At 54.8% G+C, this 20,882-nt stretch carries 18 protein-coding genes, 1 tRNA gene and 1 riboswitch; of the genes, 11 read left to right on the top strand and 8 right to left on the bottom strand.

Features of this window, described 5'->3' with window-relative positions; all coding sequences use genetic code 11:
- Positions 1–44 precede the first annotated feature (44 nt).
- Complete coding sequence (locus ABUK73_RS13600) at positions 45–614, bottom strand: hypothetical protein (protein ID WP_353577751.1); 570 nt, start codon at positions 612–614, stop codon at positions 45–47.
- Positions 615–833: 219 nt separating this feature from the next.
- Here ABUK73_RS13600 and ABUK73_RS13595 point away from each other — a divergent pair, with 219 nt between their 5' ends.
- On the top strand, positions 834–1,418 hold the full coding sequence (locus tag ABUK73_RS13595) for a recombinase family protein (protein ID WP_353577769.1): 585 nt from the start codon (positions 834–836) through the stop codon (positions 1,416–1,418).
- A 157-nt stretch (positions 1,419–1,575) separates the two neighbouring features.
- On the opposite strand, the gene ABUK73_RS13590 is transcribed toward ABUK73_RS13595, so the two are convergent.
- The 3 genes from ABUK73_RS13590 to ABUK73_RS13580 all read right to left on the bottom strand — a co-directional run bounded on the left by ABUK73_RS13590 (position 1,576) and on the right by ABUK73_RS13580 (position 5,154).
- The gene (locus ABUK73_RS13590; protein ID WP_353577750.1) at positions 1,576–1,974 is read right to left on the bottom strand and encodes a hypothetical protein; all 399 of its coding nucleotides are present in this window, start codon (positions 1,972–1,974) and stop codon (positions 1,576–1,578) included.
- Positions 1,975–2,142: 168 nt separating this feature from the next.
- Positions 2,143–3,168, bottom strand: a complete 1,026-nt coding sequence (locus ABUK73_RS13585) for a hypothetical protein (RefSeq protein WP_353577749.1) — start codon at positions 3,166–3,168, stop codon at positions 2,143–2,145.
- 993 nt (positions 3,169–4,161) lie between these two features.
- Positions 4,162–5,154 (bottom strand): site-specific integrase, encoded by a 993-nt coding sequence (locus ABUK73_RS13580; protein WP_353577748.1) that lies wholly within the window; start codon positions 5,152–5,154, stop codon positions 4,162–4,164.
- Between the two features lie 182 nt (positions 5,155–5,336).
- Between ABUK73_RS13580 and ABUK73_RS13575 the strand changes: the two genes are divergently transcribed.
- A complete protein-coding gene (locus tag ABUK73_RS13575) occupies positions 5,337–6,599 on the top strand; it encodes a PAN domain-containing protein (protein WP_353577747.1) in 1,263 nt (420 codons plus the stop codon).
- A 14-nt stretch (positions 6,600–6,613) separates the two neighbouring features.
- Complete coding sequence (locus ABUK73_RS13570) at positions 6,614–7,330, top strand: DUF6998 domain-containing protein (protein ID WP_353577746.1); 717 nt, start codon at positions 6,614–6,616, stop codon at positions 7,328–7,330.
- Between the two features lie 106 nt (positions 7,331–7,436).
- On the opposite strand, the gene ABUK73_RS13565 is transcribed toward ABUK73_RS13570, so the two are convergent.
- The 3 genes from ABUK73_RS13565 to ABUK73_RS13555 all read right to left on the bottom strand — a co-directional run bounded on the left by ABUK73_RS13565 (position 7,437) and on the right by ABUK73_RS13555 (position 9,926).
- Positions 7,437–8,153, bottom strand: coding sequence for an HNH endonuclease (locus tag ABUK73_RS13565; protein WP_353577745.1), 717 nt, complete (start codon positions 8,151–8,153; stop codon positions 7,437–7,439).
- 15 nt (positions 8,154–8,168) lie between these two features.
- Positions 8,169–9,617, bottom strand: coding sequence for a P-loop ATPase, Sll1717 family (locus ABUK73_RS13560; protein ID WP_353577744.1), 1,449 nt, complete (start codon positions 9,615–9,617; stop codon positions 8,169–8,171).
- Positions 9,618–9,836: 219 nt separating this feature from the next.
- Positions 9,837–9,926: transfer RNA gene (locus tag ABUK73_RS13555), tRNA-Ser, on the bottom strand.
- 226 nt (positions 9,927–10,152) lie between these two features.
- Here ABUK73_RS13555 and ABUK73_RS13550 point away from each other — a divergent pair.
- From ABUK73_RS13550 to ABUK73_RS13540, 3 genes are read left to right on the top strand one after another with little or no spacing between them, the layout of a single operon-like run.
- Positions 10,153–10,971 (top strand): N-formylglutamate amidohydrolase, encoded by an 819-nt coding sequence (locus ABUK73_RS13550; protein ID WP_353577743.1) that lies wholly within the window; start codon positions 10,153–10,155, stop codon positions 10,969–10,971.
- The gene (locus tag ABUK73_RS13545; RefSeq protein WP_353577742.1) at positions 10,968–12,842 is read left to right on the top strand and encodes a flavohemoglobin expression-modulating QEGLA motif protein; all 1,875 of its coding nucleotides are present in this window, start codon (positions 10,968–10,970) and stop codon (positions 12,840–12,842) included. Before ABUK73_RS13550 ends, ABUK73_RS13545 begins: the two co-directional genes overlap by 4 nt.
- An 11-nt stretch (positions 12,843–12,853) precedes the next feature.
- Positions 12,854–13,900: a glutathione synthase gene (locus ABUK73_RS13540; protein WP_353577741.1), complete on the top strand. Its 1,047-nt coding sequence runs from the start codon at positions 12,854–12,856 to the stop codon at positions 13,898–13,900.
- 22 nt (positions 13,901–13,922) lie between these two features.
- Here ABUK73_RS13540 and scpA read toward each other — a convergent pair whose 3' ends face one another.
- Positions 13,923–16,064 carry a methylmalonyl-CoA mutase gene (scpA, locus tag ABUK73_RS13535; RefSeq protein ID WP_353577740.1) on the bottom strand — a complete coding sequence of 714 codons (2,142 nt, stop codon included), beginning with the start codon at positions 16,062–16,064 and terminating at the stop codon, positions 13,923–13,925.
- A 359-nt stretch (positions 16,065–16,423) separates the two neighbouring features.
- Positions 16,424–16,533: riboswitch (guanidine-I (ykkC/yxkD leader) on the top strand.
- 72 nt (positions 16,534–16,605) lie between these two features.
- Here scpA and ABUK73_RS13530 point away from each other — a divergent pair.
- The 5 genes from ABUK73_RS13530 (at position 16,606) to ABUK73_RS13510 (ending at position 20,882) form a co-directional block, all read left to right on the top strand.
- Positions 16,606–17,679 carry a putative urea ABC transporter substrate-binding protein gene (locus tag ABUK73_RS13530; protein WP_353577739.1) on the top strand — a complete coding sequence of 358 codons (1,074 nt, stop codon included), beginning with the start codon at positions 16,606–16,608 and terminating at the stop codon, positions 17,677–17,679.
- Between the two features lie 74 nt (positions 17,680–17,753).
- On the top strand, positions 17,754–18,572 hold the full coding sequence (locus ABUK73_RS13525; protein ID WP_353577738.1) for an ABC transporter permease: 819 nt from the start codon (positions 17,754–17,756) through the stop codon (positions 18,570–18,572).
- Positions 18,569–19,312: an ABC transporter ATP-binding protein gene (locus tag ABUK73_RS13520; protein WP_353577737.1), complete on the top strand. Its 744-nt coding sequence runs from the start codon at positions 18,569–18,571 to the stop codon at positions 19,310–19,312. The genes ABUK73_RS13525 and ABUK73_RS13520 overlap by 4 nt, the downstream gene beginning before the upstream one ends.
- 87 nt (positions 19,313–19,399) lie before the next feature.
- Positions 19,400–20,215 (top strand): urea amidolyase associated protein UAAP1, encoded by an 816-nt coding sequence (locus ABUK73_RS13515; protein WP_353577736.1) that lies wholly within the window; start codon positions 19,400–19,402, stop codon positions 20,213–20,215.
- Between the two features lie 16 nt (positions 20,216–20,231).
- A complete protein-coding gene (locus ABUK73_RS13510; protein ID WP_353577735.1) occupies positions 20,232–20,882 on the top strand; it encodes an urea amidolyase associated protein UAAP2 in 651 nt (216 codons plus the stop codon).

Below are 20,882 nucleotides of genomic sequence, written 5' to 3'. Positions count from 1 at the left end.
ATATGCCGAGCGCGCCGGTGAGTCGCCCTGGCGCGTGCCAGTTACTAACCACCCAGAACCTCGCACACTCGAACGAGTGCTGACGCTTCTGTTTTGAATACAGAGCTTCTCGATTCAGGGAAAATGACGAGTTCAAGATCCTCCAGTTCCCCACCGTCGGGCGAGGCGTTAAGTTTGATCGGAAAGCCTTGAAGCCATGAGCGCGCAATGTCCTCTGCCCGCCCAGTAATGTCTACATTGATCTGTAAAAGATCGTTTACTCTCGATGCATTGACTTGAGTGGCGAGATCCTTGAACGAGCCTGTCTGGGATTTCAGAACCGCGCTTGCTCTGACATCATGGCCGGCGGTCACAGACGGCCATGGATCGAGATCGTCAGCGATATCAAAGCTCATAATCTGGCGACCATCGTCAAAACAGCTGATCCACACACGCGGGGTTCGAGCGAAATCACGTTCTTTCCGATCCTTGTCTGAAAGTTCAGCCCGCAGCCTGACATTCATTCCATCGATTTTCGTTTCCGCAGAGCCCTCGTTGAGGAAAAGATGGATTGGAGCTTCGCCAGCGCGGGCCGAAGTCCAGAGAGACGAGACAGCAGCAACGACGGTCAGCATTTGGAAGATTTTCACGTGACGATCCGAGGATTTTAGCCCGACAAAAGGGAACCTTTTTGTCCGACGGCGGGTTTCTTGTGCACCTTGAACGCGAGCCAAATGGAAACAACGGCTTACGCTGAGGACGATTCCGGTCTCGACCTATGGGATAAAGGTTCCTTTTAGTCAATGGGTTACCGGGTATGATGCTTCCGTCGAATAGAAGTATTGAAGGTTGTTGTGCGGAAAATTGGATATGCCAGGGTCTCGACAAATGAGCAGCATTTGGACCTCCAGCTCAAAGCACTGGAAGCCAGTGGCTGTCATCGCACGTTTACAGATCAAGGCATCTCAGGCTCCACGTTCGATCGGCCCGGATTGGCGGAGGCTTTAAATGCAGTTCGTGCAGGCGACATGTTCATCGTATGGAGACTCGACAGACTTGGCCGATCACTGATCGACCTCATCGGCGCGATCAACGATCTTGGAAAGCGAGAGGTCGAGTTCCGCTCGCTCAATGAGGCTATCGATACGTCCACCTCGGGCGGGCGACTGACATTTCATATTATGGCGGCTATGGCTGAATTTGAGCGCGCCATCATCAGCGAGCGCACAAAGGCAGGCATGTCCGCTGCGCGCTCCAGGGGGAGTTTCATCGGTCGACCGAAAGCACTCACCCCAAAGCAGATTATCGAAGCACGAGACGCTATGACGATCGGCAAGGTATCGCTCGACGCTCTTGCCGAGCGATACCAGGTGCATCCCCGCACTCTTGCGCGGGGAATGAAGCAAGGACTATTGCCTCCCTGCGATGTCGGTCTCTGAAGTATCGGAAATCGACCACCGATACGATGGCGCAATTACACGGATCCTGGGCTTGGCCTGCTGAATCTTGCGGCTATCGATTCTCCCGAGCATCTCGAGGAAGTCAACTTCCTTCTGACGATACTTTCCCGCCATGGCCGATACTCGCTCTCTCAGCTCAGCGCTCAGCATTGTTTCGCTCCCTACGGATATTCTCTTCGCTGCGCATATGGATGATGGGACTGTCGCAGTGGAGAACCTTACTGACCCAAAAGCCAGTAGGGCGAGTGTTTCCGTTGCTGCGCGCTTCCAGCACACAAATTACAAGCCGGGCGACATCACCGTAGCTGCGCTCTTGGCGAAACCAGACAGAAGCCTCGTGTCCGCAAAATCGTCGAAGATTCTGGTCGTAGTTTCGCGGGAAACTCTCATCATCATTGGCTAAGAGTTCGCAAACGTCAGCCAATCTGATGGCGGAACCGTCACCGGTGCCGGAGCCGTCCGCGTCATTGTGGTCGATCAGACGCTGGAACCGGTTCCGGAAAAACCGGCGCAGGTTCAACATTTCGTCCTTCATTGGGTATTCCTTTTTGCTTGCAAATCATCGTCCACGACGCCGGAAGGCGGCGTGGTATTGTCTTGAAGAAGGTGGATGATGGAGGTTCTGTTTCCCGGAGGAGAAAATAGTGTAACTATGAGCCTAAGTTTATATCTCTCTTTAAAAGATAACCTATTTGGCCCAGCGTTACATTCGAATCCCCTCCGGCGGCTGAGTGCCTTCAGGACCACGCATCTTCTTGTTTGCCCTGCACTTACGGACCCGCAATCTCGTCTTCTCGTTCGTGTTCTGCCTCCTGCTGTGCCCAATCGGAGAGAGGGCACCATAGCTGCCGTGCATATGGTCAGACACGGCACGCACAGCGCTAGAGCACAGATTTGCGAGAGGGCATTCCACACATACCGGTGACGTCACACATTTCGCAAAAGGGAGGCCGAAGCATGCTGGAGCCAGGGCAATGTCCGGCAACCGATCATTTCTGCCATTCTGCTCGTAGTCGAGCTCGAGCTCGCCCCGAAGGTAGCGGACGGTGATCTTGCGCGCGGCCTTAGGCACGAGATTGATTGCCTTACTGATGGGAAGATGACGGCGACTCAAACAGTGATGGGCCAACCTCGGCCCCCAAGCGCCGACTCTCTCATTAATGCTCGAAAGAATGTAGTCGTGGAACTCGTCCTGAACGGGAAGGGACCTATAATTCTCACGCTGATACTGCGGCATACTGAGGCGCTGAACCTCAAGATGCAATGGATCCCCAATCCACTTTTCAAGCTCAATCGGCCATGCAATGCCAGCCTTTCCACTATCAAACAGCTGTCCAGGGCGAGGTGCGCGCTTTCTAGTGCGCCTACCTGCGAAATCAAAGCTGAAATCCATGAGCAGATTATAGGGCAAGCCAAGTTCGTCGGCGCGCTGTCTTGCGTTCCAGAGCTCAGTAAGGGAGCTGTTCGGACTGCCAAAAATCCTGGTTCCGAGGCCATTGGCGGCGTCGGCGTCACTCATGTCACGGTGGGTGCGCACATACCGCTTGAATGCGGCTCGATACAAATCCGCGAAAAGCTTAGTCGCCTCGAGCGCCGACATAAAGCGATATGCATACCACTTCGTGTGCGCGCGCTCTCGTTCCCGCATGAGGACGTCCGGCATAACTAGCCTGAGGGCCGTGATATTATCGCGAACACGATCTTCGAATGAATGGTTATTTCCGGTCACAGGTTCTCCTTTGGATACTTGAGTATCCATTGTGAAAGTTGGTTTGCAGCGCTGCTATTTTTCTTATAGCGCTGTGCTGTGTGAGATGACGCAAGACGTGAGCGGGCGGTCATTGGCTGGCGTTACCTCCGGTCACCGCATCCTCGCCTTACTTACTTTATAGCCGCAACGTCATGAGATGCAGGAGATTGCTCGCGGTTGCTGCGCTTTGACTCAGGGTTGGTCATCTGGCGCGACATGATAACTTTTCCGATAAGCGCTCGCTCTGAAGCTCGGAGCTCGCCAGTGAGCTTCTGTATCAGTTCCCGCGGCAAGGGAGGTTTCGACCTCGGATCATGGTGGACGCAAAAGCCATCCCCATACGGTGCCTTGAAACCCTCTAGGACTTCGCATCCCGGCGGCAGCGGAATTTGATAAAAATGAATGGCAGCATCTCGCGGCGCAGGAGGGTCCACGCAAAAGAGAGGTGACACCAGAAGAGCGGTGCGCAAAACCACAACATCCATAGCGGATCGAACGTAGAACGCGCGGCGGCGGCGGCAGCTCTTTGGACAGATATCCGTGGGTTTTAGTGATCGGTGACGATGCGTGGGGGGGCATCTCCACACCCATCTCGACAAGCTGCCGAATATGTTTTCAGCGCTGCGTGGTGAGGCTTCCGCGTTCACGTCTCAACCGCAAGCAGCGCAGAGAACTGTTCCTTAGTCGGTGATTTTGAAGCGCTGAGGAGTGCCGGAATCCGAGGTTCTGCACAGACGACTTTTTAGAAGTCGCTCAAGTTTACATCTCCGGAAAAACCGGAATTCCGTTCAAAAGTGTCAACCAAACGTAAACTTAGCGCAACCTAAAGCGTGATTTTGACCGGCTAAAACGCCGAAAACCGAACATTTTACCGATAAAATGGCTCCTGAAGTTGACATATGACAACAACCATAAAGAGAATGTAAACTTAGTGTAACCTACCTATGGGCGATATATCTACTCGGAACCGCCTTAGCCGAGGCGACCTACGAGATTCTCGGCGCTCAAATGAGTATAGCGTTTCAACATACGCAGCTCTTTGTGACCGGAAATGCTGCTCACCTCAATAACGTTCAGACCACGTTCGAATAGGCGGCTAACGCCTTCGTGACGAAGATCGTGAAAGCGCAGTGCTGTCACACCGCCGCGTGTAAGCAGCCTTCTCCACGCTTGTTCCAGTGTTCCGGCACGCATTGGAAAGATGGTAGATTGATCCACGTCAGAATGTTGTCTCCAGGCTATCAGCGCATCGAATGCCCGTTGTGAAAGCGGCACGTCACGACCAGAACCGTTTTTGGTGAGAGCAAGCGACAGCACTCGGCGATTGTGTGAGAAATCCGTCCACTTCAATCCAAGAAGCTCTCCACGACGCATCCCGGTCTCGATTGCCACGATGAGCAAAGTGCGAAGGAAAGGTGTCTTTCCGGCATCGCAAGCGTCCAACAGGCGCTGTTCTTCATTTCCGGTAAGCCGACGGCTGCGCTCATTCCGGATCACCGGACGACGCACAAGTTTTACCACGTTCTTGGCGAGCGGCAGACCCCAATCACGCGTTGCGACCTCCAGGACGTGACTGAGAATGGCAAGCTCCCGGACGGCGGTAGATGGAGCTACGGTCTGAAGGCGCTCGTCACGGAATGACGCTATATCCTGCTGGCTCAGACCTATCATCGTCCGGTAAGCGAGATCGTGGCGGCGCAAAACGTCGATCCGCTGGATCTCTTGGACCGAGCCGCGCTTCAAAGGAGAGACTTCACGCTGGTATCGTTCGAGGAGTGCACCGAGCGTCGTGCTTTCGAGTATCTTGGTGTCCGGTGCAGCACCGAATCTGTCGACCTGTGCTTCGAGATCACGCGCCCACTTTTCAGCTTCGATCTTCGTATCGAACGATTTGCAACGGGGTTTCATGCCGCGACGACGCACCTGTGCTTGCCAGCGTCCTCTGAGTTTCCTAAGCGTTGCCATGCGACCTCCAATTGGTATTGGAGCTCATGCGTAGGATGCCCCTTAAGGGGTGCCAAGGATTATCCCGGCACTGAGGCAACACCCATTAACCGCGATCAAAAGTTGTAGACCATTAGTGATTGTGCATCTTGCGTGCGCGGCCTTGGTGTAGTTTGATGGGGTCGGGTAACAGGGTGTCATATATGCGCGGATTTCTTCGCTTCGTTGCGGTTAGCGTTATTTCATTGGCACCGCTCTCTGCCGCAGTCGCTGGTGAAAAGACCTTTGGTCCTTTCAAAATTGATGACGCAAATCCGGGCGTCATTGCCTTGAATGGCGACATTGATGTGAACTCAGGTCTGAATTTCCGCCGTGCGCTTCAGGCGACACCGAATGCCAAGCTCGTGACCCTGAACAGCCCCGGTGGCAATGTGCAGATGGGATTGCTCATTGCTGACGATATCCATCAACGCAAGCTGGCGACCTACATCTCGAAAGAGAGCAAATGCCTGTCGGCGTGTTCTTTCGTCTTTCTCGCTGGAGATGAGCGGAAGGTCGACGGTGCTTTAGGCGTTCATCAGATTTCGTCGGACGCACCCGACCTTGTTGGTGCGCAGCTAGCAATCTCCGATATCATCGAGGTTCTCAATCGCTTTGGCACGCCCGTCGACGTTATGCATGTCATGTTCAAAACACCACCGGACGATATGCATATATTCAGTTTGGAAGAAGTCGAGAAATACAAGCTCAACCGGATAGCGGGAGGTCAATCAACTACGCCCGATAGCCCCGTCGCGGTCGATGGGCGAAATATTGGTGCGAAATCAAGTGATGCTGATCTTCTGGAAGACGCGCCCACGTCGCCTTCTACGCCAGACTCCACACAACAAACAAAGCTGTCGACCCTCGAAGCGTTTACGCGGCGACCCAATCGAATTGCCATCTACACCGGCCTAGACCTCTTCGGTGATGACATCTCATCGGAACGGGTTGCCGACGCGAGCGAATGCGCGCGCCGTTGCTTGATTTTGAACGGCCAGTGCAAAGCTTTTACCTACAACGTCAACCCAAAAATCAAGAGAGGTCCAAACTGCTTTTTGAAATCGAATATTGGACGAGCCGATGGCAACAGCGTTGCATTTTCGGGTCATTTTCTCAGTGGGTCCGAAGCTGACCCCTCTGCAATTTCGCTTGGAACGATCGACCCGCAGACGGCCCTTTTTGACGACGTAGATTTACCGGGTGGCGATCTAGCCCGACGCCCAGAACGCTCGGCGAAGACTCCTTTGGATTGTCGTCTGGCGTGCATAGACGAGAAACAGTGCGTCGCCTTTACGTATATCAAGCCGAAAAAGGAATGTTGGCTGAAAAGCGCCATAGGGACACCGATGCCAGGCAAGGGAATGGTCTCAGGATTGAAAAAGCTGGAACGGTTTGCACCAGCCAAGATCATTAGCTTGGATTGAATGGAAGCGTAAATATGCATGTTGCAATCGACCGGCCAACGCTTACTCAGGTCCAGATCATCCAGTCGCTCGCTGAGGCCCTGTCTTGGTTTGAGAAAGAAATCAGTTGGGGTGTGAGTTCAGGAGAACTCAATCATCTGACCGGGAGAATTGGCGAACTCTACGCCGCGATGATCACTCAGGGACAGATGGCTCTGGACACCAATCAGCGCGGCTACGATGTTGTGTCAGCTTCGAATGAACGGATTTCAGTTAAGACGATCACCACGTCAACGCATGTCGGCTTTAACCAGAACACATTTCATCATGTCGACCGGGTGATGATACTCCGGATCAACATTGATGATGAGAAAGGTGTTTCCGTCGAAGAGCTCCTGGATGCGTCTGCAGAGGAGATGCGTCAGTTGATGCGAGAACAGGCGGGCAAGCTTGTCTATCCCATTAAGCGTGGCACTCTTGAAGAACGACCGGCTGAATCCCTCGAGATTACGGCCAGGGCCTCCTATTCCGATCTTGAGGTCGTCAAATACGAAAGCGGTGCCATTCGGATTCTTCAGCATGGAACTGTCCAACAAGGCGTCGTCAAAGAAGCCTTGCGATCCATCGCAACAGAGGTCGGGGTCGATTTGTTCAATTCCAAAGGTGGATTGAAAAACACTCAGCAGCTTGGGGCGGACGTCATTCGTTCTCTGAACGTCGCAGCAGGTTTGTCATCAGACATTCCGCGCTGACGCAGCTGAGCCTGCCAGGTCCTCTGAGTTTTCGGATTGTCGCCATCGTGATCTCCAAACGGTGTTGAAGGCCACGCGTAGGACGCCCTTAGACGGGTGCCAAGAACTATCCCGGCGCAACCATCGCCCGCGCCTCGGCAACACTGACCCAACGAGACTGCAGAACCATTGCGTGATGAATCAGCCTGTGGCAGCACGCACACAGAAGCGCAAGATCTGGGAGCTTCGTTTTCCGCTCATCAGCCTCAGCAAGCGGAATTAGGTGATGCGCTTCAAACATCGCCTCCTGCATCGACATTTCAAGATCCGGTCGCGACAAACCGCAGACCTCACACTGAATCCCGATAGGACGCCGAGCGTCGAGTAGCATCTTTCTCACCTTCGGATTTCTTTCGCGACGAATGTGAAGTGCCGTAAGGATGCGACCTTCCGGCAGTTCCTGCTCCACATCCGGTAAGGCTTCCGGGCCGGGAAGTGCGATCGCCGCTTTTATCGCAGCGGCGATTTGATGCACGTCGTTTGGTCGCTGTCCGAATTCAGCCCAGATCAGGCGGTCCATTTTGGAGACGTTGCCCAGCCCTTTGCCGGTCGCTACTTGCCGGATATTCATAAGCTTAAGGCCGACGCCGTCAGGATTTCTGAACGTGGGCTGTTTTGCTGCTTCAGCGTGATAAGGGAGAGAGCGCAGTATTCCCGAAAGTGCTTTTACCTCAGGTGCTCGAGGCGACGGCAATTTTCCGTCGAGCGTAAGATAGAGGCCGAGCGCAAGAAGCGTCTCATCCCGAGTCCAGTGTGGATTTCCGTGTCCCTGCGTGACGGCCATAGGAGTGTCCCTCTATCAAACGAGATTGAGAGCCTTCCATAATCCCCTATGAAGCATAATTTTTTCTCTTTCATCGAAACTAGAATGCCGATTTCTGTATTTAAATGAGTAGAAAGTGGTTCCACCAGGCTTGTTCTGTATCGCGCCAAGTGCGCTGCATTCGAAGAGGTGATCGCATATCTCGTGTATTCGCTCCTCAGTTAATGTCTTTTTCATGGATTTTCCTGCAGTAATGAGCTCAGAAAATGAAAAGTCTCGCTTTTTTACACGGCCAAACGCAGTGAACATTTGGTTTATCTCACTTGGATCCGCGTAACCACTGAGTTCATCTGTGATTTCGGGTAAGAAATACTTTATGGAATACTCTCTTAGTCCGGAGGTGAATGCGTCAACGCTGACTATGTTGCCAGTGCAAAACCCCTGAATGTGCGCCAGCAATTGCAGAAAATCTCTCGGTGTGTGACGCGTCATATCTAGGAGCTGCTTTGCAACTCTGTCTCCCTTTAGTTGATCAGGTATCAGAGTGCCAAAAAGCTTCGTTCCTGACCCGAGACTTCGAGAGGCTCGGATTTCTGCTGCATGAAGAAGCAAAGAATTTTCCGGATTTTGCGGGTCATGATACCAATCGAACTCGACAGATGAATCGTGCCGGACCTTGTTTTTGTTGGCACCTGGGATGCGTTCGAACAAATCTGTTCTGCAAAGCAGAATTATTTTCGCAGGCACGCCATGTTTCACAAAGTCTGAGTTGAGTCTTGATACCTCGAATATGAGCGCACCCAGAGATTTGTATTGTATCTCTCTGGAGGTAAGGATGTCGTCCAAACCGTCGATAATCAGGTAATGCCTGCTCGAGCTACGGAAACCCCGTATTATGGTCTTCAAGCTCTCGACGAAATCTGGAATTTCTGACGCCGGACGAATATCCGAGCCAGCCCATTCAAACGACGCCAATTCGCCAGGTAAGGCGAGCTTAAAAGTGTTCTTGCTCGTCGTCCTAACTATAGATGCTGGATCAGACGCCGGAGATAAACCCATTTGCCTGAATGCCTTCGCGGCGTCCATTAGTGACGGCATGTTGTAATGTGATCCGCCTTCATCGCCTGCCATGGACTCGAGCAAGTAAATTAAAAGGATCCAGGACCACGCCGTGGGGTATTTCGCTTCCGGCTCTGCATCACCTCGTATTAGCTTAGAGAAGGGTGTAAACGGAAAGTCTGCCAACGAAACGAGTCTTGCAAATCGGTCATGCCGGTCAGCAAGCGTGAGATGAAGCCGCTCACCAAGCGAAGATTTTCCCGCCCCCTTATATCCAAGGAACAGAAATTTTTTTCCGTCGGTGGCCTCTTCTGCTGAGGCCTTGAAGTCAACGTATCCTTCGGTGATAAGTCCCGGATCATTCGCACGTTCGTGCTCAGCACTTATGAAGCCAAACGCAATTTTTCTGAAGTCGTTAATCATCATCAGCCTCCCCAAGCCGCTTAGAATCGCAGACTACATCACAATTCCGTAGGACAAAACCAGAAGTTCGACGTCGAAGAAATGCAACGTGGAAGAGCCCCGCTTGAGTCCAAATGTAATCGCTTGTGCCTCAAGCGTGGCCGTTGCAGAACGCGCGAAGGCAGATAAAACGGTGGTCAGTTCAACGGAGATTTGAATGGCCTTGCCACCCAAGGTTCACGATGGCGGAGAGGGTGGGATTTGAACCCACGATACCCTTGCAGGTATGCCGCATTTCGAGTGCGGTGCATTCGACCACTCTGCCACCTCTCCGCGGGCACGAGGTTTTTAAGCGTCGTGCGGGCGTTCTCATAACCAGCAATCTGCGTGCTTGCAAGGGCTAAATGTTTGTTGTGGTGGTGCTTGAGCAAGTTTTTGATGTTTTTGTGAAAAGGGGAGATTTGGGTTGGCAAGGGGTAGGTGTTTTGCCTTGCTGGAAATCAATTCGGAACAAAATTTCACGTCTTGGTGTTTCCCTGCCTATGAATGAGAGGGCAGGATGGGCGCGACGTCGGAGCGGGAAGACAGAGATAAGAAGCGGCTTTGGTCGGTTGAATGTGGGGCATCGCCTGTGGTGACGACGGCTATTCATGACGGGCATGGGACGCGGGATGACGTTTTGCCTTTGATGGCGCTTTCGGATGATGAGCGGCTTCGTGAGGAAGATCCTTTTACGGCGCAGATGATTTCGGGAATGACCAATCAGATTGTTGTCCACCGCTCCCGTTTCGAGATCGATTTGAACAGGGCGAAAGACCAGGCGATTTATCTGCAGCCGGAGCAGGCCTGGGGTTTGAAGGTTTGGCGGGAGCAGCCACACGACGATGTTTTAAGCCGCTCTTTGAATTTCCATGATGATTATTATGCGATGCTGCATGAGATATTGCAGAGCGTAGAGCGCCGCTATGGCGCATTCATTGTGTTGGATGTGCACAGCTATAACCATAGACGAGACGGTGCAGAGGCAGAATCTACGCCTCAGGTGAAAGCTCCGGATATCAATATCGGTACGATTTCAATGGATCGGGATCGTTGGGCTGATGTTGTGGATACGATTATTGAGCATTTCAGCGGTGCTCTGATCGGCGGTCGCCATTTGGACGTCCGTGAGAATATCGCATTTCAGGGCAAGGGTGAGCAAACGCGATTTATCCATGAGCGATTTCCAGACAATGGGTGCGCGATTGCCATTGAGTTCAAGAAAATCTTCATGGACGAATGGACCGGTGAGCCTGATATGAAAATCATCCAGGATATCAGGGATGCCGTGACATCGCTGGAGCCGGTTCTGGAGGAATTGCTGAGGACGCGGACATGAGTGCGTCTGAGGCGAAGAAGCAGGTTGCTGTCACTGACGTATTCGATGATGTTCTTGAGGCCCTTGTTGCCGGAAAGGCTGTTCGTCAGGACATCGGCGTCGATGGACGTCTGCATATCGACAGGCCACTGCCATTTATCTGCCTGCATCTCACCAATGGGTCCAAAAATCTGGCGGCGCGGGATATTGCGTCGGCGCATGCTTCCTATCTGATCGCCTCCAATATTGCTGAAGCCATGCCGCTTCTTCAGGCGGCGGGGGCAGAAATGCAGAAGCGTTTCGGCACCTTCATCGTTCTGGATATGGGCGAGCTTGAGCACGATATTCTGCTGGCCGATGACTCGCCGTTTCTGCCGCATTATGAAGTGGCGGTTTCCGCGACGGCAGAGGCGGAAACGCAGAATGCGAAGCGGGTTTTCATAAAGGCGGTATGTGATGCGGAGATACGCTTCCGCACGCCGCGCATAACGCGTCCCGATGAAGAAAACGATCCAGTCGTGAAGCTGAAAGCAGCGGGGCTCGAGTTTCCCTGCATTAGCGTTCGCTTTGCGCCGATTTATCGACAACCGGAATCCGGTGCGGACTATCCAGGTCTGCGCGAGACGATGATCGCGGATTTGTTTGACGCGGGCCTGCGCGCCTTTGCAGCTTTTTCAACCGGCTCGGATGCCCTCAAGGTTGCGTCGCATCGCGCGCTTGGCCGCAAGGCGTTCGTGGATGCTGTGCGTCGCGCGGACCGGTCTATAGACGATATTGCCGCTTCATTCGATTTTCTGCTGTCGGTGACGCCAATCAATGCGCGCGCCGCGTTTGCTGATTTCAAGGAGAGCAATTTCCAGTATGCGCCGCATTTTCTTTATCGACCGCTCGGCGTCGATGTGGAGGAGCAGAAGCGAAAGCTTTACTCGGTTGCCTTCGATCACCTTGAAGACCCGGTGCTGTATCATCTGTATCGTGAGAAGCAGCAGGAGATCGATTTGCAGCTGACGATGCTGGCCAACCTGCACCGTCGTCAGTATTCGGATTTCAGCCGCGCGCTCTACGGTTCGGTAGAGCCCGCGTTACTCACCCTTGCCGAAGATGTTTTGGCGCGATGTCCCCGCCCGGATAATGCCGGGGACATCGCTATGGTCGATTGCTACGAGGTCACGAACAAAGCGCGGGAGATGGTGGAAGCTTACCGGGATGAAAATCCTGAATTCAAGGCGCGCGTTGAAATCCGTGATGACCTGCCGCCGGGCTTGATGGTGACCGGTGAAAAGCTGCTGGTCTCACGCCATACAGTGATGGAACGCCGGCGCGTGGAAGCACTGCTTCACCATGAGATCGGCGTCCATCTGCTGACATATTTCAACGGCTCCGCGCAGGGGCTCCGCCTGTTTCGCACCGGCCTTTCCGGTTATGAAGGCGTGCAGGAAGGGCTGGCGGTGCTGGCGGAACATCTGGCTGGCGGCATGACGCGTGAGCGGTTGCGGCTGATTGCCGGGCGCGTTGTTGGCTGTGCGGCTATGCTGGATGGTGCAAGTTTCGTGGAAACCTTCCGCATTATGACCGAGCAGCACGGTTTCGATGAGGCCGGTGCGTTCAACATGGTCTTGAGGATTTATCGCGGTGGCGGACTTTCCAAGGACGCAATCTATCTGCGCGGTCTTAACGAAATTCTCGAGCATTTGAGAAAAGGCGGCGCTCTCGATCCATTCTGGATGGGCAAGATTTCAGCCGCGCATTTCCCGGTCATGCAAGAGCTTGCGCTACGCGGGCTTTTGCGTCCGCCGGGCATACGACCAGCCTTTCTTGCGCCTGCAAAGGCCAATGAACGGCTGGAAAAAATACGATCAGGTTTATCGATAGCAGAAATGGCAACCTTATAAGGGAGGGACATATGCGTCTTGCATTTTTCGTCAATTCGATCGAGGGCGAACAACCGACCTTTGCCACGGGGCTGCTGGCAATGGCCGCACTCAACCGCGGCCATGAGGTCATCTATCTCACACCAGGTGATTTTACACTGAGGCCGGATGACTCGCTTGTGGTGCACGGCCTCGTGCTGCCGCGGCAGAAATATAAGAAGATCGAAAATTTCCATGCCGTCTTGCAGGAAAAGAAGCTGGAGCGGGAAACGATCAATATCGAGGATATCGATGCGTTGATGCTGCGCAACGACCCGTCGCTGGATCAGACCGCCCGGCCATGGGCTGTCCATTCCGGCATTCTGTTTGGTCGCCTGGCGGAACAGCGCGGCGTGGTGGTGCTGAACGACCCGGAGGGCTTGGCGCTGGCGCAGAACAAGCTTTATTTCCAGAGCTTCCCGGAGATCGTCCGGCCAACGACGCTGATTTCGCGCAATGTTGAGGAAATCCGGGCTTTTGCGGATTCGCACCCGAAGGGCGTCATCGTGAAGCCTTTGCAGGGATCAGGCGGCAAGAATGTCTTCAAGATCGGCTCCAGCAAGGAAACCAATCTTAATCAGATTTTCGAGGCGGTCAGCATCGAGGGCTACCTCATTGCGCAGGCTTATCTGCCCGCTGCGAAAGATGGCGATATCCGCTTTTTCATGATGAATGGCGAGCCGCTGATGCGTGATGGCCAATATGCGGCGCTGCGCCGGGTGCCGGCCAAGGGTGATCTACGCTCCAACATTCACGCCAGTGGCACGGCAGAAGCGGTGGAGGTGACCGATGAGGTGATTGCCCTTGCTGAAATGATGCGCCCGAAACTGGTGGAAGACGGCATGTTCCTCGTGGGACTCGACATCGTTGGCGACAAGATTTTGGAGGTCAACGTGTTTTCGCCGGGTGGGCTCGCGCATATCCGCGATCTGACCAAGGTTGACTTTACCGATACCGTTATCGAAGCCATTGAGAAGAAAGTGAACATGCAGGCGGCATCGGCTGGCATGTTGAACAACCGTTTGTTGGCGACCCTGTAAAGGGCCGCCAATTTTACGATTATCAAGCGTTTCGAAGCCGCCCCTGCATCAAGTCTATGACTGCGCGGGCGGCTTCCAGAACATTGGTGCCGGGGCCAAAGACGGCGGCGACGCCGTTGTCCAGCAGGAATTGATAGTCCTGACGTGGCACCACGCCTCCGACAATGACGATGACGTTCTCCGCGCCCTTCGCCTTCAGCGCCTGCACGAGCTGCGGTGCTAGCGTCTTGTGGCCTGCCGCCAATGAAGACATGCCAACGACATGCACTTTGTTCTCGATGGCCAGATCTGCCGCTTCTTCAGGCGTCTGGAACAGCGGACCTGCCACCACATCGAAGCCTATGTCGCCGAAGGCGGAAGCGATGATCTTTGCGCCGCGGTCGTGTCCGTCCTGACCCAGCTTGGCCACCAGCATTTTCGGCTTGGTTCCCACCACGGCGGATAGTTCGCCAAGGCGCGTGCAGAGCGTTGCATATTCGGGATCGTCTTCATAGGCAGCGCCATAGACATCATGCACCACCTCTGGCACGGCGGCATGGTCGCCGAAGACTGTGCGCATGGCGTCTGATATTTCGCCGACGGTGGCGCGGGCGCGGGCCGCTTCCACTGCCATTTCCAACAGATTGCCCTCACGGGATTTAGCAACATCAGTCAAGGCTGCAAGCGCTGCTTCCACCCGTTTCGGGTCACGCTGACGGCGTACCTGTTCAAGCCGCTTGATCTGACCGGCACGCACAGCGCTGTTATCAATATCGAGAATGTCGATCGGGTCTTCATTCTCCAGACGGAATTTGTTGACGCCGACGATAACCTCTTCGCCACGGTCCACCGCAGCCTGACGCCGTGTGGCGGCCTCCTCGATCAGCCGTTTCGGCAGGCCATCATCCACGGCCTTGGTCATGCCACCCAGCGCCTCGACCTCTTCGATCAAGGCCCAGGCTTTTTCGGCCAGTTCATTGGTCAGGCTTTCCACGTAATAGGAACCTGCCAGCGGATCGACCACTTTTGTCACACCGGTTTCGTGCTGAAGAATAAGCTGGGTGTTGCGGGCAATGCGGGCGGAGAAGTCGGTCGGCAGAGCCATAGCCTCATCCAGCGCATTGGTATGCAGGGATTGCGTGCCGCCAAGAGCGGCAGATAGGGCTTCATAGGCCGTGCGGATGACGTTGTTGTATGGGTCCTGTTCCTGCAAAGACACGCCGGAGGTTTGGCAATGGGTGCGCAGCATTAGCGAGGATGCTTTTTGCGGCTCGAATTCTTCCATGATCTTCGACCACAGCAGGCGTGCCGCCCGTAGCTTTGCCGCTTCCATGAAGAAATTCATGCCGATAGCAAAGAAGAAGGAGAGGCGGCCTGCGAAATCATCGACATTGAGCCCCTTCTTGATGGCGGCCCGCACATATTCGCGGCCATCGGCAAGGGTGAACGCCAGTTCCTGCACCAGCGTCGCGCCCGCTTCCTGCATGTGATAGCCGGAAATGGAAATCGAGTTGAAGCGCGGCATTTCCCTGGCGGTATATTCGATGATGTCAGCGATGATCCGCATGGAAGGTTCGGGCGGATAGATATAGGTGTTGCGCACCATGAATTCTTTGAGAATATCGTTCTGAATGGTGCCGGAAAGCTCGGCCTTGTAACAACCCTGCTCCTCACCAGCAACGATAAAGCTTGCAAGAATGGGGATAACCGCCCCGTTCATTGTCATCGAAACGGACATGTCTTTAAGCGGAATACCGTCGAAGAGAACCTTCATGTCCTCGACACTATCGATGGCGACCCCCGCCTTGCCGACATCACCGACGACCCGCTCGTGGTCACTGTCGTAACCGCGATGGGTAGCTAGGTCGAAGGCGACGGACAGGCCCTTCTGGCCAGCGGCAAGATTGCGCTTGTAAAAGGCGTTGGACTCTTCTGCCGTAGAAAACCCGGCATATTGGCGGATTGTCCAGGGGCGGCCAGCATACATGGTGGCACGAGGGCCGCGCACGAAAGGTGCAAAGCCCGGTAGGCTATCAAGATGCTTGATGTCTTTCGTGTCCTCGGCGGTGTAGAGCGGCTTGATGTCGATGCCTTCAGGCGTGTGCCAGACAAGGCTTTCCGGTGATCGTTTGAGTTCCTTTTCGGCAAGCCCCTGCCAGTCTTTCACCGTCTTTTCATCCGACATCCACATCTCCTTTTCACAAGCGATCACAGTCTTTGCAGACGGTAACGCTTTACCTCCCGATTTGGACGCATGTTTTTTGCGACCGCAGCAGCAAGATATGAAGCCCATACCTGTTACACAACTATGACCGCCCCAACTTTCCAAATTGAGGGTGGCGGAAATCGGAAGAGCAAGCATCATTCGCGCAGTTTATTTTCTGTGCATGTGACGTTCCATCATGCCGTTAATTGCGGCAAGGCGGAGTTTGAGAAGGCGTTTTGCCAAGTGTGATCATGTTCGAGAGCTCCAGACACCCTGGAAATCGGAGAATCTTGGAGGGTAACTCAACTTGGCACGCCCTTTGCTTCACTACACATGTCAGAGTTGGCCGCTAGGGTTCCGGCGCTTCATTGCGTGACTGGTCCGAGAGCAGCCACTGGGTAGGGAGAAATCCTGCCCGGATGCACGGCGGGACAAAAGCCCGGGAGACCTCGTTAGCCAAGGGATTGGCGGCGTTGGTTCGTGCCGATCCCTTTTTGAAAAAAGCAAAAGGGGAATACCAATGACGATACTCAAAAAGATCATCTCCATCACCGCACTCACAGCCTCACTCGCGTTTTCCGGTGCCATGACCGCACAGGCCGCGCCGAAGAAGGATTTCAAAGTCGCCTGGTCTATCTATGTTGGCTGGATGCCTTGGGGTTACGCAAACGACCACGGCATCGTGAAAAAGTGGGCTGATAAATACGGTATCAGCATCGAGGTGACCCAGTTCAATGACTATGTGGAGTCGATGAACCAATATACGGCGGGCGCTTACGATGCCGTCACGCTGACCAATATGGATGGTCTGTCCATTCCCGCCGCTGGCGGTGTCGATACCACAGCGGTCATTGTCGGTGACTTTTCCAATGGCAATGATGCCGTGATCCTGAAAGACAAGACGAACCTTGCCGATATCAAGGGCCAGAACGTCAATCTGGTCGAGTTCTCCGTCTCGCATTATCTCCTTGCCCGAGCCTTGGAAAGCATTGGCTCCACCGAGCGTGATGTGAAGGTCGTCAACACGTCCGATGCCGATATGGTGGCGGCTTACCAGACGCCTGACGTTACTGCCGTCGTTACCTGGAACCCGCTGGTTTCCACCATCCTTGAAACGCCATCTGCCAAGAAGGTCTTCGACAGCGCGAAAATCCCCGGCGAAATCATCGATCTCATGGTCGCCAATACCGATGTGCTGAAGGACAATCCGGATTTCGGCAAAGCGCTTGCCGGCATCTGGTATGACACGATGAAGGTCATGACCGCCGATAGCGCCGAAGGTAAATCTGCGCGCGAAACCATGGGCAAGGCTTCCGGCACCGATCTCGCCGGTTTCGAAGCGCAAATGGCGGCAACCAAGCTTTTCGACAAACCTGCGGATGCGGTCGCTTTTGCCGCGTCTCCAAACCTTCCGAAAACCATGGACCTTGTTCGCAACTTCCTGTTTGAAAAAGGCCTTCTGGGCAACGGAGCGCCTTCCGCCGATGTCATCGGCATCGCCTTCCCCGATGGTGCGGTTCATGGCGACAAGACCAACATCAAGTTCCGCTTTACGACGGAATACATGGACGCTGCCGCGAAGGGTGCTTTGTAAGGCACCGCTTAACGCCATTGCCGCCGGGCGCATTGCGCCCGGCCTCCAGATGAAGCGTCAATCGGGAGCTTTTCATGCGCTGGATCAACACGCGACCCTCAGGCGGCGCACGCCTTGCCCTTGCGGCCTTGCCATTCGCTGCGGTTTTGGTCGCCTATACCATCGGCTCGGCGGCACGGCTTTATGCCAATGCCAATGACAAGCTGTTGCCGGGACTGACCGGATTTGCCGATGCGATCAACCGCATGGCATTCATACCGGACCCCCGCACGGGTGATATCGTGTTGTGGACCGACACGATTGCCAGTCTCATCCGCCTGTTTTCAGGGCTCGGCATTGCGACAGCGCTTGCGCTGACCATCGGCATGCTGATCGGCATGCTGCCCTATGCGCGGTCTCTGCTCGCGCCGTTCGTGGGCGCCATCTCCATGGTGCCGCCTCTGGCGCTGTTGCCCATTCTTTTCATCGCGCTGGGGCTGGGCGAAGTGTCGAAAATTGCACTTATCGTCATCGGCGTCATGCCGGTGATGATCCGCGATCTGGCGCTCAAGGCCATCGAACTGCCGCGCGAACAAATCATCAAAGCGGAGACGCTCGGCGGAAATTCCTGGCAGATCGCGCTTCGCGTGGTGTTGCCACAGATATTGCCCCGACTCATCACCTGTCTGCGTTTGCAGATTGGCCCGGCATGGCTGTTTCTAATTGCTGCCGAGGCGATCTCTGCGGATGCCGGTCTTGGCTACCGCATTTTCCTCGTTCGCCGCTATCTGGCTATGGACGTGATCTTTCCCTACGTCGTCTGGATCACTCTCATCGCCGTCCTAACCGACTGGTTGCTGGAGCGCCTGCGGCTTGCTGTCTTTCCCTGGTCAGCCGTGGAGATGAAGGCATGAGCGCGATCAAAATCGACAATGTCTGGAAGGAATATGGCGACCAGATCGTTCTGGAAGATATTTCGCTGGATATTGAATCCCGTGCCTTCGTCGCTCTCGTCGGGCCGTCCGGTTGCGGCAAGACTACGTTTCTGCGGATGCTCCTTGGGCAGGAAAGCCCGACGCGAGGAACAATCCTCCTGGATGGTCAGCCGCTTTCGCGGGAGCCGGGGGCTGATAGAGGTGTGGTGTTCCAGCGATATTCGGTTTTTCCGCATCTGACGGTGCTTGGCAATGTGCTGATCGGCAAAGAGTTGGCCGCATCGCCATTGACCGGCAAGCTGTTCGGCAAGGCGCGCAGCACCGCCATCGACGAGGCCCGTGCCATGATTGCCGATGTCGGGCTTGCGGGAACGGAAGGGAAATATCCGGCACAGCTTTCGGGTGGAATGCAGCAGCGTCTGGCTTTGGCGCAGGCGCTGCTGATGCGACCGAAAGTTCTTTTGCTGGACGAGCCATTTGGCGCTCTCGACCCCGGCATCCGCGCGGAAATTCACCAGTTGATGAAGCGCCTGTGGAATGAAACGCCGATGACGGTGATGATGGTGACGCATGACATGCGTGAAGCCTTCACGCTCGCCACCCGCGTCGTTGCCTTCGAGCGTCCGCGTGATCGGCCCGAAGAGAAAATCCGCTACGGCGCAAGCATCACCCGAGACCTTCCGATCTGGCCGCCGCGGCGCGCTGGCAACGTGGCCTGAAAGCTTTTGAACGCCCGCCGGGACGACCCGGCATAAAGGGCAGACACCACCGGGACGACCCGAACTCAACCACCATGGAGCAGACCAATGCACCAAAGACGTTCGCCCGAAGAAATCGCCGCCAATCGCGCACGCTACGAGGAACACCAGAAAAAGGGGCTGGATTTCGCCCCGAAATCCCTTCCGGGTTTCAGCGCACTTCCCGAACCGCCCATCGAGAACGCCGAAATCCTCCACCGCGAAATCATTCCGGCCGGCTGGTACTGGTCAACGAAAATACGCCGGGAGGAGACCGTTCGTATCAGCCTCAGCCACGGTTTCTCATCCTTGGCGATGATTGCCTGGGCCAGTGCCGACACCTCCGAGCGGATGAACCTGCCCGATACGGTAAAGATGCAATGGACGACGGGTCTTTCCAAAGGCCGGGTCATTTTTTCCGATATGGGTCGCGTCATGTTTTCCGTAACCGAGGATTCGTCGGGTGCACATGACTGCCTCGTCGGCGGCTCCAATGCCCAAACGAATGCCAAATATCAGGGCAATCTGCTGCGCGACACGCGGGATAACTTTGTCAAACTCGCCATGAAGATCGGCCTCGACCGACGCGATATTCCGGCGGCGCTGACACTCTTCGCCCCGGTGCGTGTCGATGCCGAAGGCCGGTTTTTCTGGAATCCGGGACTGCTCAACGGTGCTGATTATGTAGAATTGCGTGCCGAGATGGACATGATCATCGGCTTCTCCAATTGCCCGCATCCGCTGGACCCCAACCCGGTCTATGCGCCGAACCCAGTCACGATCACACGCATCGCTGCGCAAGCCGTGCTGCATGACGACCTGTGTCGCACCGCGACTGCCGAAGCCATCCGCGGATTTGAAAACAACGTTGCAGCGGCACTTTGAGCGAGGGAGAAAAATCATGACGCATTTCATTCAGACCGCCCCCTCCCGCACGCTCGAAAACACCGTGCAGGACCATTACATCGCGGCTGAAAAGCCGTTTTCCACCATCATCCGCAAAGGCCAGACGGTTCGCATCGAAGACAGCTATGGCCAGCAGGCTATCGATACGCTGTTTTACAATGCCGACGATTATTCGGAGCGGTACTCCAGTCAGGACACCGTGCGCGCTCAGAGCGCGGCCTACATCTCAACGGGCACTAAGGTCATGTCGAACGAGGGCCGGACAATGTTGTGTGTGACCGCCGATAGTTGCGGGCGGCATGATACGTCCGCTGGTGCCTGTTCATGCGAAAGCAACACCGTGCGTTTCGGCCACGGTACCCAATATCTCCATGCCTGCCGCGATAATTTCGTGGCGGAAGTCGCGAAATACGGCATGGGCAAGCGAGATGTGGTCCCCAACATCAACTTCTTTATGAATGTGCCAATCTCTCCCAATGGCGGCATGACAATCGTTGATGGCATTTCCGCACCGGGAGACTATGTCGAGCTCAAGGCGGAGATGGATGTGCTGCTCGTCATCTCCAACTGCCCGCAGATCAACAATCCCTGCAACGGTTTCGATCCGACGCCTATCCGCGTGCTGGTGTGGAACGAGGAGGGCTGA

Origin of the sequence: Agrobacterium vacciniicorymbosi (genome assembly GCF_040427045.1) — a bacterium.
Lineage (GTDB): Bacteria > Pseudomonadota > Alphaproteobacteria > Rhizobiales > Rhizobiaceae > Agrobacterium.
Note: the sequence above shows the minus strand (reverse complement) of the source record. Positions and strands in the feature narration are given on the sequence as shown.

Bases quoted from the DNA above. Each gene is read 5' to 3' on its own strand.
- ABUK73_RS13600 (WP_353577751.1), bottom strand. From the start codon at position 614: ATGCTGACCGTCGTTGCTGCTGTCTCGTCTCTCTGGACTTCGGCCCGC.
- ABUK73_RS13590 (WP_353577750.1), bottom strand. From the start codon at position 1,974: ATGAAGGACGAAATGTTGAACCTGCGCCGGTTTTTCCGGAACCGGTTC.
- ABUK73_RS13580 (WP_353577748.1), bottom strand. From the start codon at position 5,154: ATGGCAACGCTTAGGAAACTCAGAGGACGCTGGCAAGCACAGGTGCGT.
- ABUK73_RS13575 (WP_353577747.1), top strand. From the start codon at position 5,337: ATGCGCGGATTTCTTCGCTTCGTTGCGGTTAGCGTTATTTCATTGGCA.
- ABUK73_RS13570 (WP_353577746.1), top strand. From the start codon at position 6,614: ATGCATGTTGCAATCGACCGGCCAACGCTTACTCAGGTCCAGATCATC.
- ABUK73_RS13565 (WP_353577745.1), bottom strand. From the start codon at position 8,153: ATGGCCGTCACGCAGGGACACGGAAATCCACACTGGACTCGGGATGAG.
- ABUK73_RS13560 (WP_353577744.1), bottom strand. From the start codon at position 9,617: ATGATGATTAACGACTTCAGAAAAATTGCGTTTGGCTTCATAAGTGCT.
- ABUK73_RS13550 (WP_353577743.1), top strand. From the start codon at position 10,153: ATGGGCGCGACGTCGGAGCGGGAAGACAGAGATAAGAAGCGGCTTTGG.
- ABUK73_RS13545 (WP_353577742.1), top strand. From the start codon at position 10,968: ATGAGTGCGTCTGAGGCGAAGAAGCAGGTTGCTGTCACTGACGTATTC.
- ABUK73_RS13540 (WP_353577741.1), top strand. From the start codon at position 12,854: ATGCGTCTTGCATTTTTCGTCAATTCGATCGAGGGCGAACAACCGACC.
- scpA (WP_353577740.1), bottom strand. From the start codon at position 16,064: ATGTCGGATGAAAAGACGGTGAAAGACTGGCAGGGGCTTGCCGAAAAG.
- ABUK73_RS13530 (WP_353577739.1), top strand. From the start codon at position 16,606: ATGACGATACTCAAAAAGATCATCTCCATCACCGCACTCACAGCCTCA.
- ABUK73_RS13525 (WP_353577738.1), top strand. From the start codon at position 17,754: ATGCGCTGGATCAACACGCGACCCTCAGGCGGCGCACGCCTTGCCCTT.
- ABUK73_RS13520 (WP_353577737.1), top strand. From the start codon at position 18,569: ATGAGCGCGATCAAAATCGACAATGTCTGGAAGGAATATGGCGACCAG.
- ABUK73_RS13515 (WP_353577736.1), top strand. From the start codon at position 19,400: ATGCACCAAAGACGTTCGCCCGAAGAAATCGCCGCCAATCGCGCACGC.
- ABUK73_RS13510 (WP_353577735.1), top strand. From the start codon at position 20,232: ATGACGCATTTCATTCAGACCGCCCCCTCCCGCACGCTCGAAAACACC.